A 15668-nucleotide genomic window follows, 5' to 3' on the forward strand; every position below is an offset into this window, starting at 1 on the left:
GCGGAGAACATAGTTCAAATCCGCACTCCTGGTCAAGCGGCCGCTTAGCCCGCTGGTCAGGGGCGGTCAACCCGGTTGGTGGCAGGGCTCGAGCGACGGTCCGGCCGGTGCCGAGCGACCGCTCAGCCGGCTCAGAGCGCCGCGCTGCCGGGTGCCGCCGCCGGGCCCCGGGGTGGCAGCAGCGCGCCGCTGCGCCCGTCCACCAGCAGGCCCGCGTACGGCCGGCTGGGGTCGGCGGCGAAGTGCGCGGACTCGGCGACCGTCCACCGCTCCCAGAAGGCGGCCAGTTCCGGCCCGTCGCGGCGCAGTCCTCGGTCCCGGGCGTCGGCGGCCGGCAGCTCCATCCAGACCAGCTCGGCCAGCGCGGGCCGCACCGCCCGTCGTCCGGCGCCCACCCCCTCCAGCAGCACCACCGGAGCGGGCGGCACCTCGCGCGCCCCCTGGAAGCGCTGGGCGACCCAGTCGTATGCCTCGAACCGGGCGACCTCGCCCCGGGCCAGCGGTCGCAGCACCCAGTCCCGCAGCCGCCCGGTCCACTCGAAGAACTCCCGATGGGTGGCCAGGTCGTCCAGGTGCACCACCGGTGCCCCGCCGAGCGCCTCGGCGAGCCGGTCCGCGAAGGTGGTCTTCCCGCTGCCCGCGTGCCCGTCCACCGCGACCAGCCGCACGCCACCGCACGACGGTGCGAGGGCGCGCAGCCGGGCGGCGAGTTCGGGCAGCGCGTCCGGGTGATCCATGGGCGTCACTGTACGGTCCCTGACCTGCTCTTTGGCCGGATGGGCGAGAGTAGCGGGCAGATCGGCGGGCGACGGCGGTGCGGACGGCGGGCGGCAGTGACGGGAGGCGCGCGATCGGGCATACTCGCTTCGCCAGACGGGTGAACGCCCGTTCACCGCGACCCGGTCGCGGGCGTGCACCGAACTCCCCCCACCGCGCGCACCGGACACCCCGGGGCCCGATCGAGGAGGCGACCACCCTCATGAACGCCGCACCCCCCAAGCCCGTGGAACGTCAGCTGCCCAGCGACGAGGCCCGCGAACTGCTCACCCTCACCCGTGAGCTGGTGCACCGCGAGCTGCTGCCCCGGGCCGCCGAGGAGGAGGCGGCCGGCCGCTTCCCGCGCGAGGTCTTCCGCACCCTGGGCGAGGCGGGCCTGCTCTCGCTGCCCTACCCGGAGGCGGTGGGCGGCGGCGAGCAGCCCTACGAGGTCTACCTGCAGGTGCTGGAGGAGCTGGCGGCCGGCTGGCTCGCGGTCGGCCTCGGGGTCAGCGTGCACACGCTCTCCTGCCACGCGCTGGCCACCTTCGGCAGCCCGGAGCAGCGCGAGCGCTGGCTGCCCGGCATGCTCGGCGGTACCCAGCTCGGCGGCTACTGCCTCTCCGAGCCGCAGTCCGGCTCGGACGCCGCCGCGCTGCGCACCCGGGCGGACCGCGACGGGGAGGGAGCCGCTGCGGATTACGTCGTGCGCGGCACCAAGGCCTGGATCACGCACGGCGGGCGCGCCGACTTCTACAGCGCGATCGTGCGCACCGGCGAGGAGGGCCCGCGCGGCATAAGCTGCCTGCTCGTCCCGGGCGACGCCGAGCACCTGTCGGCGGCGCCGCCGGAGCACAAGATGGGCATGAACAGCTCGCCCACCGCCCAGCTGCACTTCGACGGCGTCCGGGTGGCCGCCGACCGGCTGATCGGCGAAGAGGGTCAGGGCTTCCAGATCGCGCTCGCCGCGCTGGACTCGGGCCGGCTCGGCATCGCGGCCTGCGCGATCGGCGTGGCCCAGGCGGCGCTGGACCTGGCGGTGGAGTACGCGGGCAGCCGGCGGCAGTTCGGCCGTCCGATCGCCGACTTCCAGGGCCTGTCGTTCATGCTCGCCGACATGGCCACCCAGATCGAGGCCGGGCGCGCGCTCTACCTGTCCGCCGCCCGCCGCCGCGACGAGGGCCTGGCGTTCTCCAAGCAGGCGGCGATGGCCAAGCTCTTCTGCACCGACGCCGCGATGCGGGTGACCACCGACGCGGTCCAGGTGCTCGGCGGCTACGGCTACACCCAGGACTTCCCGGCCGAGCGCTACATGCGCGAGGCCAAGGTGCTGCAGATCGTCGAGGGCACCAACCAGATCCAGCGCCTGGTGATCGGTCGTCACCTCACCAAGGGCTGACCCGAGTCACCTGACAGAGCGGCGGGGCGGGAGTCGATGCGACCCCCGCCCCGCCGTGTCGGACTCTCAGCGCCGGACCAGGCCCCGCTGCGGCTGGCGCATCGGCGGCACCCGGTCGGCGAGCCGGTTCAGCGGCGTGGGGCCGGGGGCGGTCGCGTGCGAGAACGGCTGGGTGCGCCAGTCCAGCTCGGCCGGCAGCGTGAGCAGCGCGTCCAACGTGCCACCCGCCTGCGTGCCGGGCTCGGGGGCGCACTCCTCCAGGTCGTCGGCCGGCAGCCCCGAACCCGGGCAGAGCGCGGGCGAGAACGGGTGCCAGGCCGTGCGCAGCACCGCGTGCTGGGGCAGCAACTCCTCGTCGCCCAGCAGGGCGATCGGGCGCTGGCACTCCGGGCAGTGCACTCGGATGATCTCCCAGGTGTCGGCCTCGCCCGGATCGGTGCCGGGGGCGAAGCCGAAGTCGGCGAGACGATCCTCGCCCTCCGGTTCGTCGTGCGAGGTCAGGGTGCTGTCGGCGCCGAAGGCGCGCTGCTCAGCTGCAGGCATGTGATCCCCCTTGGATCGGGACGGGCCAACTCGGCCCGAGCCACCAGCAGCCTTTCCCGGCTCCGGGGGTTGATAACCCTGCAGGTCGGCGCAGGGTGATGCACGCCGGTGTGGCCTTCGCCACATTCCTGCGGCATATGCCGGGCGTACTGCGGCAGGTGGCCCGACGTGAGCGCCGTGCTGCGCCCGGTGAGCGGAGCGAAGCCGTCCGTGTTCGATGTGCGCCGGGCGTCGGGTAGGTTTGCGCCTTGTGGAGGATCTAGACCAGCGCATTGTCCAGCTGCTCGTCCAGGACGGGCGGATGAGCTACACCGACCTGGGCAAGGCCACCGGCCTGTCCACCTCGGCCGTCCACCAGCGGGTGCGCCGCCTGGAGCAGCGCGGGGTGATCCGCGGCTACTCGGCGATCATCAATCCGGACGCCGTCGACCTCGCGCTGACCGCCTTCATCTCGGTCAAGCCCTTCGATCCCAGCGCCCCCGACGACGTGCCCGATCGGCTGGCCTCGCTGCCCGAGATCGAGGCCTGCCACAGCGTGGCGGGGGACGAGAACTACATCCTCAAGGTCCGGGTCGGCGCCCCCGGCGACCTCGAGGACCTGCTGGCCCGGATCCGCAGCGCGGCCGGCGTCTCCACCCGCACCACCGTCGTCCTCTCCACGCCGTACGAGGCCCGCCCGCCCAAGCTGTAGGGGCAGGTCGGGCGCACGGTGCCGGCGGGTGCAGACTGTCCCTCATGACCGAACGCACCTCCCGCACCGTGCTGCTGCGCGGTGGCACCGTCTACAGCCCGGCCGACCCCTTCGCCACCGCGATGCTGATCGAAGGCGAGCAGATCGCCTGGGTCGGCAGCGAGGGCGCCGCCGACGCCTACGCGAGCGTCGCGGACGAGGTGCTCGACCTGGCCGGTGCGCTGGTCACCCCCGCCTTCGTGGACGCTCATGTGCACGCCACCGCCACCGGCCTGGCGCTCACCGGCCTGGACCTGACCGGCTGCCCCTCGCTGCCCGAGGCGCTGCGGCGGATCGCCGACCACGTGCGGGACCATCGGCACGAGGGCGTGCTGATCGGCCACGGCTGGGACGAGACGGGCTGGCCCGAGGGCCGCCCGCCGACCCTGGCCGAACTGGACGCCGCCGCGCAGGGCGCGGCCCTCTACCTCTCGCGCACCGACGTGCACTCCGCGCTGGCCAGCTCCGCGCTGCGGGCCCGGACTCCGCAGCTGGCCGAGCAGCCCGGCCACCACCCGAGCGCCCCGCTCACCCGCGACGCCCACCACGCCGTGCGCCGCACCGCGCTCGCCGAACTGACGGACGATCAGCGCCGGGCCGCCCAACTCGCCACCCTGGAGCGGGCCGCCGCCCTGGGTATCGCCGCGCTGCACGAGTGCGCCGGCCCCGAGATCTCCTCCGAGCACGACCTGGCCGCGCTGCTCGCGCTGGCCGCCGAGCAGCAGGGCCCCGAGGTCTACGGCTACTGGGGCGAGCTGAGCGAGCGCGGCGGCGTGGAGACCGCCCGGCGGCTCGGCGCGGTCGGCGCCGGCGGCGACCTCTTCGCGGACGGCGCCTTCGGCTCGCGCACCGCCTGCCTGCACAGCCCGTACCTGGACACCCCCGAGGACGGCGACGGCCACGGCACCGCCTATCTGACGGCCGCCCAGATCGCCGACCACGTCACCGCCTGCACCGAGGCGGGCCTGCAGGCCGGCTTCCACGCGATCGGCGACGCGGCCGTCGACGCGGTCATCGAGGGCATCCGCACCGCCGTGGACCGGCTCGGCCCGGCCCGGGTCAAGGCGATGCGCCACCGGGTGGAGCACACCGAGGCGCTGGACGACAAGGCGATCGCCGCCTTCGCCGAGCTCGGTCTGACCGCCTCCGTCCAGCCCGCCTTCGACGCCGCCTGGGGCGGCCCGGCGGGGATGTACGCCCAGCGCCTGGGCGCCGAGCGGGCGGCCGGGCTCAACCCGTTCGCCGCGCTGCTGCGGGCCGGGGTGCCGCTCGCCCTCGGTTCGGACGCGCCGGTCACCCACCTCGACCCCTGGGGCACGGTGCGGGCCGCCGCCTTCCACCGGACCCCCGAGCACCGGATCTCGGTGCGCGCCGCGTTCGCCGCCCACACCCGTGGCGGCTGGCGGGCGATCGGCCGGGACCAGGAGGGCGTGCTGGTCCCCGGCGCCCCCGCCAGCTACGCCGTGTGGCGGACCGGTGAGCTGGTGGTCCAGGCCCCCGACTCCCGGGTGGCCGGCTGGTCCACCGACCCGCGCTCCGGCACCCCCGGCCTGCCCGACCTCACCCCGGGCACCGAGCTGCCGACCTGCCTGCGCACGGTGGTCCGCGGGCGGACCGTGTACCGGTCCGAACTCGCGGGCTGACCTGCGGATTCTCACAGTCCGCGACTTCCGGTGCGCGGCCGGCGGCAGGTACCGTCGTGCTTTACCGCCGGTGCCCGCCACCGGCCGGGGGCGCTCCGATCCGGCCGTGGACCGGCCCGGGGGCCGGCCGTCAACCGATCCAGTCAGCTCAGTCAGAGAGATGGTGCCCAGGTGGCTCTGCCCGTCGACGCGGACTCGCCCGACCCGGACGACGGGACGGCCACCGCGCAGACCCCGCAGGACGGGCAGGCCCCGCAGCCTCCGAAGCCCCCGCAGGACGGGCAGGACGGGCAGCTCCCGCAGGCCGCGCGACCCGGACGCCTCGCCCGGCTGCGCGCCAAGGTGCGGGCCGGCTGGCGCCGCAGCGCGCTGGCCGCGGCGGCCGGGCTGGCGCTGGCCGCCGCCTTCCCGCCCTACGACCTGTGGCCGCTGTCGATCCTCGCGGTGGCGGCCCTCTCGCTGCTCACCCGGGGCCGCAGCTTCCGGCAGGGCGCCTGGACGGGCTTCGCCTTCGGGTTCCCGTTCTTCCTCTGGCTGCTGGTCTGGATCCGGGTGATCGGCTCCGACGCCTGGGTCGGCCTCTCGGCCGCCGAGGCGGCGTTCCTCTGGGCGCTGGGCGGCGCGCTGGCCCTCACCTCGCGGCTGCGGGCGTGGCCGCTCTGGGCGGCCTGCCTCTGGGTCGCCGAGGAGTGGGCGCGCGACCGGCTGCCGTTCGGCGGGTTCCCGTGGGGCCGGCTCGCCTTCGCCAACACCGCCAGCCCGTTCACCCCGCTGGCCGCGCTCGGTGGCGCGGTGCTGGTCACCTTCGCCGTCGCGCTGACCGGCACGCTGCTCGGCTACCTCGCGGTGCCCGTGCTGCGCCGCCTGCGCGCCCGCCGGGCCGCCGCTCCGCTCGCCCCGCTGACGCCGCGCCGGGTGCTGCTGCCCGCCGGTGCCGGTGCCTGCGCCGCGCTGATCGCGATCAGCGGCTTCGCCGTCCCGGTGCCCACCTCGGGCCAGAGCGCCGGCGGCCCGGCCAGCGCCCAGGTGGCGCTGATCCAGGGCAACGTGCCGCACCCCGGCATGGACTTCCTCGGCCGCCCGATGCAGGTGCTGGACAACCACGCGGCCGAGACCGAGAAGCTGGCCTCGCAGGTGGCCGCGGGCCAGGCGCCCAAGCCGCAGCTGGTGATCTGGCCGGAGAACTCCTCCGACCTCGACCCGTACGGCGATCCGCTCACCTACGAGGTGATCACCGAGGCGGTCCGCTCGATCGGCGTCCCCACCCTGGTCGGCGCCCTGGTCGACGGCCCGGACCCGCAGCACGTGCAGAACGAGGGCATCGTCTGGAACCCGATCAGCGGGCCCGGCGCGCACTACACCAAGCAGCACCCGGTCCCGTTCGGCGAGTACGTGCCGTTCCGCTCGGTGCTGATGAAGGTGATCGGCCGGCTGAAGCGGATCTCCCGCGACTTCTACGCCGGCAAGGGCACCGGCGTGATGCAGCTCGGCCCGGCCCGGATCGGCGACGTGATCTGCTTCGAGGTCGCCTACGACGAGATCGTCCGGGACACCGTCAACGACGGCGGCCGGGTGATCGTGGTGCAGACCAACAACGCCACCTATGCCAAGAGCGGCCAGCCCGACCAGCAGCTCGCGATGTCCCGGCTGCGCGCGGTCGAGCACGGCCGGGCCGTGCTGATCGCCGCGACCAGCGGGATCAGCGCCGTCATCCGCCCGGACGGCAGCATCGAGAGCCGCACCGCCGAGCTGACCCCCGCCACGCTCAGCGCCGACGTGCCGCTGCGGGACAGCAAGACGGTGGCCGACCGGGTGGGTGCCGCGCCGGAGTGGGCGATCTCCGTCATCGGACTGCTGGCCTGCGGCGCGGCGGTGCTGACCGGTCGTCGCCGGCGTGGCGGGAACGGCGGCGCGAGCGGTGCCGGGAGTGGGACGGCGGCTGGAACACCGGCGAGCGCCGAACCGTTGTCCGTTTCGTGACACAGCACGTGAACCCCACCCGGGCCGGCCGTCCCAGCCGGCTGCGCCGCTTCCTGCCGTTGCTCCTGGCCGCCTGGCTGGTGCTCGAGATCTGGGTGATGATCCAGGTCGCCTCGGTGACGGGGTGGCTGCTGGTGCTGATCCTGCTGCTGCTCGGCCTGGTGGTCGGGATCCGGCTGGTCAAGCGGGCCGGTCTGGACGCACTGCGGGCCGCCACCGCCGGCACCCCGTTCGAGAACCCGGGTGCGGGCGCCGGCCCGACCGCGAGCGCCGGCGAGCGCCGGCCGTCCAGCGGAAACGCCGGGCTGATGGCATTGGCCGGGGCCTTCCTCGCGGTGCCCGGTTTCCTCTCCGACCTGCTGGGCCTGACCATGCTCTTCCCGCCGACCCGGGTGCTGTGGCGGGCGGCCGGCCGCGGGCTGGCCCGCCGGGCGGTGCGCTCGGTGCCGACCGGCGATCCGCTGGCCGACGCGCTGCGGTTGCAGCAGCAGATCCGGATCCACCGCCCTGACGGCAAGGTGGTCCAGGGCGAGGTGGTCGACCCGGCCGACGAACCCGGCCCGGCCCGGGGCCCGCAGGACGACGATCCGCGCCCGCCGCTCAGCCGCTGAGCGACCTGCCGCAACGCGACCGTAGAAACGTAGGAACAACGCGGTGGGGCCCCGGTCCAATTGGATCGGGGCCCCACCGCGTTGTTCCTACGTTCAGGCGCTCTTACGGGTGTCCCGCGGGTGTACCGCGAGGTTCATCCCGCCGGAGCGGAGCACGGCCAGCCGCTCGGCCAGCACCTCCTCCAGCTCCTCGCGGGTCCGGCGCTCCATCAGCATGTCCCAATGGGTCCGGGTCGGCTTGGTCTTCTTCTCTTCCGGCTCGTCACCGTCGAGCAGGACGGCCTCGGTGCCGCAGAAGCGGCACTCCCATACCGACGGAATCTCCGCCTCAACGGAGAAGGGCACCTCGAACCGGTGTCCGTTCTGGCAGGCGTACTCGACGGTCTGGCGCGGAGCCAGATCAATGCCACGGTCGGTCTCGTAGCTAGTGGCGCCGAGTCGCGTGCCTCGGAGAGCTCGCTCGCTCATGAATCGTGCCTCCAGGGCTTATGGCCCACAGGACTAGTTGGGGTCGCTGTCTTCGTCGTTCGGTCAACGCTCGGCTTGCGACGAAGATTCCCGACCGGGACATGCGTCGTCTGTCGTGCCGTCCCTGTTTGTACCCATCTCCGTCCGATTTGTCACATCTGGACAGAGATATCACCCTGGGTGTCACGAATTTCGCGCCCAGTGACCGAATCGCTTTACTGGCTTGCCGGAGCGTACTGGGGGTGCCGCCGAATTGGCCATTCGCACAGCTCATCCGGACGGGTCGGGTCGCCGGCTCAGCGCGGTTTGCTGAGCTCGACCCGGGTGGCGCCGTTGGCGGGCGGCTGCTCGGTGGTCTCCGGCACCTGGGGCGGGTGGGTCGGCAGTGGTGGGGCGGCGGCCTCGATCCGGGTGTCGCGGTGCGGCAGCAGGGCGATCACGGCGTCGCGCAGCCGGGCCGGCGCCTCCTCGTCCAGCGGGTCGAGGGTGGCGGGCACCTGGAGCCTGGTCGGGGGCTGGGCGCCGATCCGGGCGTAGCCGCGGCCGGGCGGTGTCTGCGCGGCCGGGGCCAGGTCGAGCGGGACGCCGAGCGCGCGGTGCAGGTCCTGCGGGTGCTGGCCGCCGAGCACCACCCGGGCCCGGGTGGCGGAGCGCAGGGCCGGCGAGAGCCTGTCGAGGGCCTCGACCGACTCGGCCACCACCACGGTGACCCGGGCCGCCCGGCCCTGGCGCAGCGGCAGCTCCAGCAGGTCCTGCGGGTCCGGGCGGCCCTCGGCCTGGGCCAGCTCGCTCAGCTCGGTGGGGTGGTCGAGCAGCAGCCAGAGCGGGCGGGTGGCATCGGCCGGGGCGGGCTCGCCCCGGTAGCGGGCGGCGTTCAGTGCGGCCAGCCGGCGCTCGGTCTCCTGCGCCGCCCAGTCCAGTGCGGCCAGCGCGCCGTGCAGGCTGGTCTCCACCGTGTGCACGCCCGGACGGTTCACCAGGCAGGCGTGCTCACCGGTGCCGGCACCGTCGATCACCAGCAGGTCGCCGTGGGCCAGCGCCTGCAGCGCGACGGTGCGCAGCAGCGTGGAGGTGCCGGACCCGGCCGTGCCCAGGGCCAGCAGGTGCGGCTCGGCCGAACGCGGACCGGTGCGCCAGATCACCGGGTGCTGGTGGCCGGTGCCGCCGTCCTGGGTGACCGGGATCATCCGCTGGGTGGCCTGGGCGTCGGTGAAGCCGAGCACGATCTCGCCGGGCGTGGTCACCCAGGTCTGCGCGGGGACGTCCTGCGGCAGTGGCGCCAGCGCGGTGACCTGGAGGCGGTTGCACTCCTGGTCCCAGTCGAAGCGGTACTCCCGGGCCCGGCCCGCCTTGCCCTGCACCACCTGCTCGATCCGGGCCCGGGCGGCGGGCTCGGTGTCGGTGAAGTGGGCCGGGTAGCCGATCTCCAGCGCGGCCAGCCGGCCCTCGGCGTCGAAGGTCCAGCCCGCGAACGCGTCCTGGTAGCCGCCGTCGGAGCGGTAGAGCGGGCAGACGTCGTCCGGGGAGGCCAGGTACGGGGTGAGCGCGGCGTACAGGGCGGGCAGTTTGACGTCGGCCGGGTCGGGGGGCGGCGTTGCCGGCACCTTGGGTTCGCGCCCCTTCCAGGCGGCGCTGGCCACCAGCGCGATCACGGCGAGCACCGGGCCGTGCGGCAGCAGCAGCACGCCGATCGCGGCGGCGAGGGTGAGTAGCAGGGTCGGGCCGCGCCGCTCCTTGGGCGTGGCCTGCCAGCGGGTCCTGGCCCAGCCGGCGTGCCGGCGCAGGCCCCGCGCGATCAGGGTGAGCGGCGCGAACATGTCGGCGGCGTGGTCGCCGGCGGTGCGGGCGAGGTCGCGGCTGCGGGTCAGGTGGCGGTTGAGGGACATGGTCCTGGACTCCCCGGGCGATCGGACGGGCGTGGGACGAGGCTGGCGAGGGGGACACGAGCGGCGGCCCGGGGCGGTGGGACCGCGCCCGGGCCGCCGGTCTCGACGTGCGGTGCGACAGACGCGCGGCTCAGAACTTGATGCCGCCGAGCAGGTTGGCCAGGCTCGCGCCGCCGGCCTGGATGCTCGGCGCGATCGCGGTGCCCGCCAGGTAGAAGCCGAAGAGGGCGCAGACCAGGGCGTGCGAGACCTTGAGCCCGTCCCGCCGGAAGAAGAGGAACGCGATGGTGCCGAACAGGACGATGCCGGAGATGGACAGGATCACGGGGACTGCTCCTCGGTGAGGCGGGACAGGGTGCCACTGCCGGGGCATGGCAGCGATGGGGTGGTCCGCGAGGCCATACAGGGGACAGTGTCACGGAGAGTGCCCTAATCCTGACAAAAAGTAATAGATGACGGAACGGGGCAAATGGGTGGTCTTCGCTCGAAGTCGCAGGCCGGGGGTGGGAACGAAGGTTCGGGCGGGCGTCCGGCGCTGGCGCGGTGGACGGATTTCACGGACTTTCGGGTGCGCCGGACGCGACCGGAGCGAGCGCCGGGCGACGCGCCCGAATTCGCTCGAACGGTGGCGCGACCCCGGTTCCGGTGCGTCGTGTCCGGTCGCCCGGCAGCCGGATCGCGGCTGGCACTGGCCCGGGCGATCACGGACGGCTACCGTTCCGGTGGCGCAACCCTGAGTGTCAACTGAACCCTGAGCTTCGCTCGAACGCTGAGCAGCGCTCGAATCCCTGAGCTTCGCTCCCGACCCGAAAGGGCCCGTGATGGCCGACTCGTCCGAATCCCTGCCGCCCGCCACCGAGGAGCCCGACGAGGCCGAGCTGATCGAGCTGGCCGGCCGGATCTTCGACGCCGCCCGGGGCGGCGACGCCGAGGCGCTCGGCGCCTTCCTGGCCGCCGGGGCGCCGGTGAACCTCGCCAACGACCGCGGCGACACGCTGCTGATGCTGGCCGCCTACCACGGTCACGCGCCGGTCGTCCGGCTGCTGCTGGCCGGTGGTGCCGACCCGAACCAGGCCAACGACCGCGGTCAGACGCCGCTGGCCGGGACCGTCTTCAAGGGCGCCGCCGAGGCGCTGGACGCGCTGCTGGAGGGTGGCGCCGACCCGCACGCGGGGCGCCCGTCGGCCTTCGAGACCGCCCAGATGTTCGGCAAGGAGGACCTGCTGGTCCGCTTCGGCGGTCGTTGACCCGGGCGCGCTCCCGACCCGCCCCCGCCGGTCTCGATCGGGTTCGACTCTTCCGGGAAAAACGTAGAATCATCGGATGATCGGGTTGGTCGTTACCCTGACGGTCATGGAACTTCGCATCACCGGGTACGACCACCCCGACGCCGACCTGCTGACCGCCGCGGTCCAGCAGGAGTACATCCAGCGCTACGGCGACGTGGACCACACCGAACTGCGGGCGGAGCACTTCGCCGACCCGCACGGGATCTTCGTGGTCGGTTACCTGGACGGCGCGCCGGTCGCCTGCGGTGGTTGGCGCGCCAAGGACGGCGACTACCCCTTCCTGAGTGACGGCGATGCCGAGCTCAAGCGGATGTTCGTGGTCCCGTCGGCTCGTGGCCGGGGCCTGTCCCGGACCGTGCTGCGCCACCTGGAGACGCTGGCCGGCCAGGCCGGGCGGCGGCGCATGGTGCTGGAGACCGGCACCGAGCAGCCGGAGGCGGTGGCGCTCTACGAGTCCGAGGGGTACCAGCCGATCACCAAGTTCGGCATCTACCGCGAGGCCCCCGAGTCCATCTGCCTGGGCAAGGAGCTGACCGCCGGCTGAGCTCCGCCCGGTGGGCGGACCGGACAGGGGACCGGCAGGCGGATCGACCGGCGGATCGACTGGCGCAATTACGTGCGATGCCGTGTTTCGGCAGCGGTGCGCAGCTGCGACCGGCGCCGATCGGCGGATGGCGCTTCCGCCGATCGGCCGGTTACTTGACTGGTGCCGGTGAATTATCCGTACTCCGGTCGTGGGGTCCTGCCACCGGGTGGCGGATAAACCGCGAATTGGGTGGTTGGGCTGGGCTAGCGTCATACCCGCTGCGTCCTCGGGTGCTGCCGGAAAACCGGGAGCACTCGTCCCCTGTCCATCCGCTATTTCTCGGGAGACATCGTGCACGACAATTGCCAGCCGGAAAGCAGTGCGGCCGCCGCCGACGGAGTCCAGCTCGCCGTGAACGCGCTCGCCGAATTCCCCGTCCGGGGCGGGACCGGAAACATGGCGGGCCGCATTGCCGCGACCGCCGAGCTGTGCCGGGCAGTGGACAAGGCGCTGGACGCCCTGGTGGTCCGGATCGCCGCCGAGGCGGCCGAGGAGGGCTGGACCAGTGGCCGGATGCGCGACACCAGCGCCGACTACCACGACCGCCTGCAGCAGGCGCTCGTCGGTCCGCGCCGAGTGGCCGACGCCCGGCTCCAGGCCCAGGCACAACGGTGAGCGGGGCCACGATGACGACGCACAGCAACGCCCACGTCCTGCGCTGCCCGACCCGCTGGGCCGATGTCGACCAGAACGGGCACATCAACAACGCCCGGTTGGTCGGCTACATCCAGGAGGGAATCTACGACCTCTTTCACCACCACGCGCAGGCGGTCCGGGAATCGCTCTTTTCGGCCGGATTCCTGATCGCGCGGCACGAGATCGATTATCTGGAACAGTTGCACCACCAGCCGGAGCCGCTGCTGGTCCGGCTGATGGTGGAACGGCTCGGCCGCAGTTCCGCACACGTTCGGGTGGACGTCTGCCGCGACCCGTTCACCTACATGACGGCGCGGACCGTGGTGGTGGCCCGGGATCGGATCTCCGGGCGGTCGCGCAAGCTGAGCCAGTCGGAGCGGCGCTTCCTCTCCGACTATCTGACGGATGTTCCGTCGGCTGCCCCCGCGATTCCCCGGCCGGCCGGCGGGCCGCCCGCCGAATCAGCGGGTGCACCGGCGGTTGCGCCGAGCCGGGTGTCGCTGCCGGCGCCGATCGTTGTGTCGGCCCGGCCGGCGGTCACGCCCTCGGTGATGGCGCGCACCAAGCCGCTGTCGGCCCGTTCGCTGCCGGCCTATCAGGGTGCCGGCCGGCGTGGTCCGGGCGGCCAGGCCCGTAAGGTGCCGGCGCCGAGCCGGGGGCCCGGGCGGGTGCTCTGCGAGGTCTGAGCGCCCGGGTGCCGTGGTCGGGGCGGGCCGGGTGACGGCCCGCCCCGACCACGGCCGGTCGTCCGGACCGGGCGGGCTCAGTCCAGCACGGCCTGCGCGTCGATCTCGACCAGCATGGCCGGGTGCGGCAGTTCGACGAAGACCGTGGTGCGGCAGGGCTTCACCGCGCCGGTCGCCAGGTGCTCCGCCAGGAACGCGGCATAGGCCTCGTTCATCGCTCCGAAGTGGGCGCGCTCGGTCAGGTAGACGCGGAACATCACCACGTCCGCCACGCTCGCGCCGCCCGCCGTCAGGACCGCGTGGACGTTCTCCAGGGTCCGCCGGGTCTGCGCCTGGACGTCGCCCGGGTGGAGGTAGTCGCCGGTCGCCGGATCCTGCGGGCCCTGCCCGGAGACCTGCAGGATCGGGCCCTTGCGGACGCCCTGGGAGAACACCCAGGCCGGGGCCGGGGCGCCGTCGGTGCGGATCTCGGTCTTCTCGCTCATTGCCGCTGTCCTTCGGTCGGTGGTTCGGTTGGCGGGTTCGGCGGGTTCGGCCGGTGCTGCCGGTCGGCTCAGGGGGCGCCGCAGTCGGCGGAGATCGCGGCGGTGGTGGCGCGCAGCTGGGGCAGCAGCTCCAGGACCTGCTCGTAGGGCAGCACCAGGTCGGGCACCGAGAGCGAGGCCGCCGCGACCACCCGTCCGGTGGCATCCCGGATCGGGGTGGCCACGCAGTTCATGAAGGGCTCGTGCTCGGCGCGGTCCTGGGCCCAGCCCTGCTCGGCGACCCGGGCCAGTTCGGCCAGCAGCGCCTTCGGGGTGGTCAGGGTGCGGTCCGTGAACGGCGTGAACTCCAGTGAGCCGACCAGTTTCTGACGCTCCGACAGCTCGAGGCCGGCCAGCAGCACCTTGGCCACCGCGGCACAGTGCATCGGCACCGGCAGCCCGATCCTGGAGTACATCCGGACCGGCTGCCGGGACTCGTACTTGTCGATGTAGACCACCTCGCCGCCCTCCAGCGCGGCCAGGTGGACGGTCTGTCCGGTTGCCGCGTTCAGTGCGGCGAGGTGGGCGGCGGCGGCCCGGCGCACCGAGCGCTGCTCCAGGGCCCGGCTGGAGAGCGCGAAGAGCCCCGCGCCCAGGTGGTAGCGGTACTCGCCGTCGCGGTAGACCAGCCGGGACTCCTCCAGGCTCTGCAGCAGCCGCAGCGCGGTGGTCTTGTGCACGCCGAGCAGGGCCGCCAACTGTTCCAGGGAGCGCTCGCCCTCGGCGAGTTCGGCCAGCAGGGCGAGCGCCCGGCTCACGGTCTGGCTCATCGTCCACCGATCCCGGGGGAGTTGTGGGGCAGCGGGGCCACCGGGGAGTCGATGCCGTCCGCGGTGATCCGGGTGGCCGCCCACTGCGCCTGGTCGGCCGCCAGCAGTGCCGCCACCAGCGCGGGTGGCGGCAGCGTGCCCTGATCGCCCGGGGAGGTCAGCGTGGCGGCTGCCGCCAGGTGGCCCAGTCGCAGCCGGCGGCGCTGGTCGAGCCCGCGCAGCGTGCCGGCCAGGTAGCCGGCGGCGAAGGCGTCGCCCGCGCCGGTCGGCTCCACCACCTCGACCCGCAGCGCCGGTTCGGTGACCTGCCGGCCGTCCCGGTCGAGCGCGGTCGCCGATCGCCCGGCCTCCTTGACCACCAGCGTGGCGGGGGAGGGCAGCAGGGCGCGCAGTGCCTGCGGGGCGCCGGTGCCCAGCGCCTGTTCGGCCTCGTCGGAGCCGAGCAGCACCAGGTCGGCGGCGTCCAGCAGGGCCGGCAGGACGGCCGGATCGCGCTGCCGCCACAGCGCCGGGCGCCAGTTGAGGTCGAAGCTGACCAGCCGCTCACCGCGCGGCGCCGCGAGCAGCGCGCGGAGCAGGGCGAGGCAGCTGTCCGAGAGGGCGGCGGTGATGCCGGACAGGTGCAGCAGCCGGGCGCCGGCCAGCAGGGCGGCGGTGGTGGGATCGTCGAGCAGTTCGGGGCCGAGCGCGGCGGCGGCCGAGCCGGTGCGGTAGTAGTGCAGTCGGCTGTTGCCGCTGCCGAGGTCGTGCGGGTGCTCGTCGGCGCCGCCGGTCTCCTTGACGTAGAGGCCGGTCGGCCGGTCCGGGTCGACCGCCACGGCCGAGGTGTCGACCCCGTGGGCGGCCAACTCGCCGAGCAGGCGGCGGCCGAAGCCGTCGGCGCCGACCCGGCTGAGCCAGGCGGTCGGTATGCCGAGCGCGGCCAGCGCGCAGGCGACATTGGACTCGGCGCCGCCGACCGTGCTGCGGAAGCCGTGGACCGTCTCCAGTGGCCCCGGGCGGTCCGGGAGCAGTACCGCCATCGACTCGCCGAGGCAGAGCGCCTGCGCCGCCGTGCCGGCCGCCCGCACTGCTGTCATCTGGCGCTCCTCCGCATCGACTTCATTGACCGGTGTCGCCGTGCATGTTAGAACGTCAACGACAGCATATGCAATGGTCGTT

General features: G+C 73.9%; 17 protein-coding genes. 9 read left to right on the plus strand and 8 right to left on the minus strand.

Features of this window, described 5'->3' with window-relative positions; translation table 11 throughout:
- Positions 1–131 precede the first annotated feature (131 nt).
- A complete protein-coding gene (locus tag OG403_RS32745) occupies positions 132–737 on the minus strand; it encodes a uridine kinase family protein (protein ID WP_329570834.1) in 606 nt (201 codons plus the stop codon).
- Between the two features lie 242 nt (positions 738–979).
- Between OG403_RS32745 and OG403_RS32750 the strand changes: the two genes are divergently transcribed.
- Positions 980–2155, plus strand: coding sequence for an acyl-CoA dehydrogenase family protein (locus OG403_RS32750; protein ID WP_329570837.1), 1176 nt, complete (start codon positions 980–982; stop codon positions 2153–2155).
- A gap of 66 nt (positions 2156–2221) precedes the next feature.
- On the opposite strand, the gene OG403_RS32755 is transcribed toward OG403_RS32750, so the two are convergent.
- On the minus strand, positions 2222–2698 hold the full coding sequence (locus tag OG403_RS32755) for a hypothetical protein (protein ID WP_329570838.1): 477 nt from the start codon (positions 2696–2698) through the stop codon (positions 2222–2224).
- A gap of 250 nt (positions 2699–2948) precedes the next feature.
- Here OG403_RS32755 and OG403_RS32760 point away from each other — a divergent pair, with 250 nt between their 5' ends.
- The 4 genes from OG403_RS32760 (at position 2949) to fxsA (ending at position 7662) form a co-directional block, all read left to right on the plus strand.
- Positions 2949–3389: an Lrp/AsnC family transcriptional regulator gene (locus OG403_RS32760; protein ID WP_329570840.1), complete on the plus strand. Its 441-nt coding sequence runs from the start codon at positions 2949–2951 to the stop codon at positions 3387–3389.
- A 44-nt stretch (positions 3390–3433) separates the two neighbouring features.
- A complete protein-coding gene (locus OG403_RS32765; RefSeq protein ID WP_329570843.1) occupies positions 3434–5071 on the plus strand; it encodes an amidohydrolase in 1638 nt (545 codons plus the stop codon).
- A 171-nt stretch (positions 5072–5242) separates the two neighbouring features.
- Positions 5243–7051, plus strand: coding sequence for an apolipoprotein N-acyltransferase (gene lnt, locus OG403_RS32770; protein WP_329570845.1), 1809 nt, complete (start codon positions 5243–5245; stop codon positions 7049–7051).
- Positions 7048–7662 carry an FxsA family membrane protein gene (fxsA, locus tag OG403_RS32775; RefSeq protein WP_329570847.1) on the plus strand — a complete coding sequence of 205 codons (615 nt, stop codon included), beginning with the start codon at positions 7048–7050 and terminating at the stop codon, positions 7660–7662. Before lnt ends, fxsA begins: the two co-directional genes overlap by 4 nt.
- Positions 7663–7755: 93 nt before the next feature.
- Here the strand turns inward: fxsA and OG403_RS32780 are convergent, their stop codons facing one another.
- From OG403_RS32780 to OG403_RS32790, 3 genes are all read right to left on the minus strand, one after another.
- Positions 7756–8130, minus strand: coding sequence for an RNA polymerase-binding protein RbpA (locus OG403_RS32780; protein ID WP_101384134.1), 375 nt, complete (start codon positions 8128–8130; stop codon positions 7756–7758).
- A 296-nt stretch (positions 8131–8426) separates the two neighbouring features.
- The gene (locus OG403_RS32785) at positions 8427–10016 is read right to left on the minus strand and encodes an FtsK/SpoIIIE domain-containing protein (protein WP_329570853.1); all 1590 of its coding nucleotides are present in this window, start codon (positions 10014–10016) and stop codon (positions 8427–8429) included.
- A 130-nt stretch (positions 10017–10146) separates the two neighbouring features.
- The gene (locus OG403_RS32790; protein ID WP_035840595.1) at positions 10147–10341 is read right to left on the minus strand and encodes a hypothetical protein; all 195 of its coding nucleotides are present in this window, start codon (positions 10339–10341) and stop codon (positions 10147–10149) included.
- A 496-nt stretch (positions 10342–10837) separates the two neighbouring features.
- Here OG403_RS32790 and OG403_RS32795 point away from each other — a divergent pair, with 496 nt between their 5' ends.
- The 4 genes from OG403_RS32795 to OG403_RS32810 all read left to right on the plus strand — a co-directional run bounded on the left by OG403_RS32795 (position 10838) and on the right by OG403_RS32810 (position 13213).
- Positions 10838–11263, plus strand: coding sequence for an ankyrin repeat domain-containing protein (locus OG403_RS32795; protein ID WP_329570857.1), 426 nt, complete (start codon positions 10838–10840; stop codon positions 11261–11263).
- Between the two features lie 106 nt (positions 11264–11369).
- Positions 11370–11849, plus strand: coding sequence for a GNAT family N-acetyltransferase (locus OG403_RS32800; protein ID WP_329570859.1), 480 nt, complete (start codon positions 11370–11372; stop codon positions 11847–11849).
- A 438-nt stretch (positions 11850–12287) separates the two neighbouring features.
- Entirely contained in the window at positions 12288–12506 is a 219-nt protein-coding gene (locus OG403_RS32805; protein ID WP_329570861.1) for a hypothetical protein, read from the plus strand.
- 11 nt (positions 12507–12517) lie between these two features.
- A complete protein-coding gene (locus tag OG403_RS32810; protein ID WP_329570863.1) occupies positions 12518–13213 on the plus strand; it encodes an acyl-CoA thioesterase in 696 nt (231 codons plus the stop codon).
- A 77-nt stretch (positions 13214–13290) separates the two neighbouring features.
- Here OG403_RS32810 and OG403_RS32815 read toward each other — a convergent pair whose 3' ends face one another.
- From OG403_RS32815 to OG403_RS32825, 3 genes are all read right to left on the minus strand, one after another.
- Positions 13291–13698 (minus strand): RidA family protein, encoded by a 408-nt coding sequence (locus tag OG403_RS32815; RefSeq protein WP_329570864.1) that lies wholly within the window; start codon positions 13696–13698, stop codon positions 13291–13293.
- Positions 13699–13766: 68 nt separating this feature from the next.
- Positions 13767–14507, minus strand: a complete 741-nt coding sequence (locus OG403_RS32820; RefSeq protein ID WP_329570866.1) for an IclR family transcriptional regulator — start codon at positions 14505–14507, stop codon at positions 13767–13769.
- The gene (locus OG403_RS32825) at positions 14504–15586 is read right to left on the minus strand and encodes a sugar kinase (RefSeq protein ID WP_329570868.1); all 1083 of its coding nucleotides are present in this window, start codon (positions 15584–15586) and stop codon (positions 14504–14506) included. The genes OG403_RS32820 and OG403_RS32825 overlap by 4 nt, the downstream gene beginning before the upstream one ends.
- Between the last annotated feature and the right edge of the window lie 82 nt (positions 15587–15668).

This window comes from Kitasatospora sp. NBC_01266, from assembly GCF_036242395.1.
Taxonomy (GTDB): Bacteria; Actinomycetota; Actinomycetes; order Streptomycetales; family Streptomycetaceae; genus Kitasatospora.

Coding starts and splice junctions, on each gene's coding strand:
- OG403_RS32745 (WP_329570834.1), bottom strand. CDS start 737: ATGGATCACCCGGACGCGCTGCCCGAACTCGCCGCCCGGCTGCGCGCC.
- OG403_RS32750 (WP_329570837.1), top strand. CDS start 980: ATGAACGCCGCACCCCCCAAGCCCGTGGAACGTCAGCTGCCCAGCGAC.
- OG403_RS32755 (WP_329570838.1), bottom strand. CDS start 2,698: ATGCCTGCAGCTGAGCAGCGCGCCTTCGGCGCCGACAGCACCCTGACC.
- OG403_RS32765 (WP_329570843.1), top strand. CDS start 3,434: ATGACCGAACGCACCTCCCGCACCGTGCTGCTGCGCGGTGGCACCGTC.
- OG403_RS32780 (WP_101384134.1), bottom strand. CDS start 8,130: ATGAGCGAGCGAGCTCTCCGAGGCACGCGACTCGGCGCCACTAGCTAC.
- OG403_RS32785 (WP_329570853.1), bottom strand. CDS start 10,016: ATGTCCCTCAACCGCCACCTGACCCGCAGCCGCGACCTCGCCCGCACC.
- OG403_RS32795 (WP_329570857.1), top strand. CDS start 10,838: ATGGCCGACTCGTCCGAATCCCTGCCGCCCGCCACCGAGGAGCCCGAC.
- OG403_RS32800 (WP_329570859.1), top strand. CDS start 11,370: ATGGAACTTCGCATCACCGGGTACGACCACCCCGACGCCGACCTGCTG.
- OG403_RS32805 (WP_329570861.1), top strand. CDS start 12,288: ATGGCGGGCCGCATTGCCGCGACCGCCGAGCTGTGCCGGGCAGTGGAC.
- OG403_RS32810 (WP_329570863.1), top strand. CDS start 12,518: ATGACGACGCACAGCAACGCCCACGTCCTGCGCTGCCCGACCCGCTGG.
- OG403_RS32815 (WP_329570864.1), bottom strand. CDS start 13,698: ATGAGCGAGAAGACCGAGATCCGCACCGACGGCGCCCCGGCCCCGGCC.
- OG403_RS32820 (WP_329570866.1), bottom strand. CDS start 14,507: ATGAGCCAGACCGTGAGCCGGGCGCTCGCCCTGCTGGCCGAACTCGCC.
- OG403_RS32825 (WP_329570868.1), bottom strand. CDS start 15,586: ATGACAGCAGTGCGGGCGGCCGGCACGGCGGCGCAGGCGCTCTGCCTC.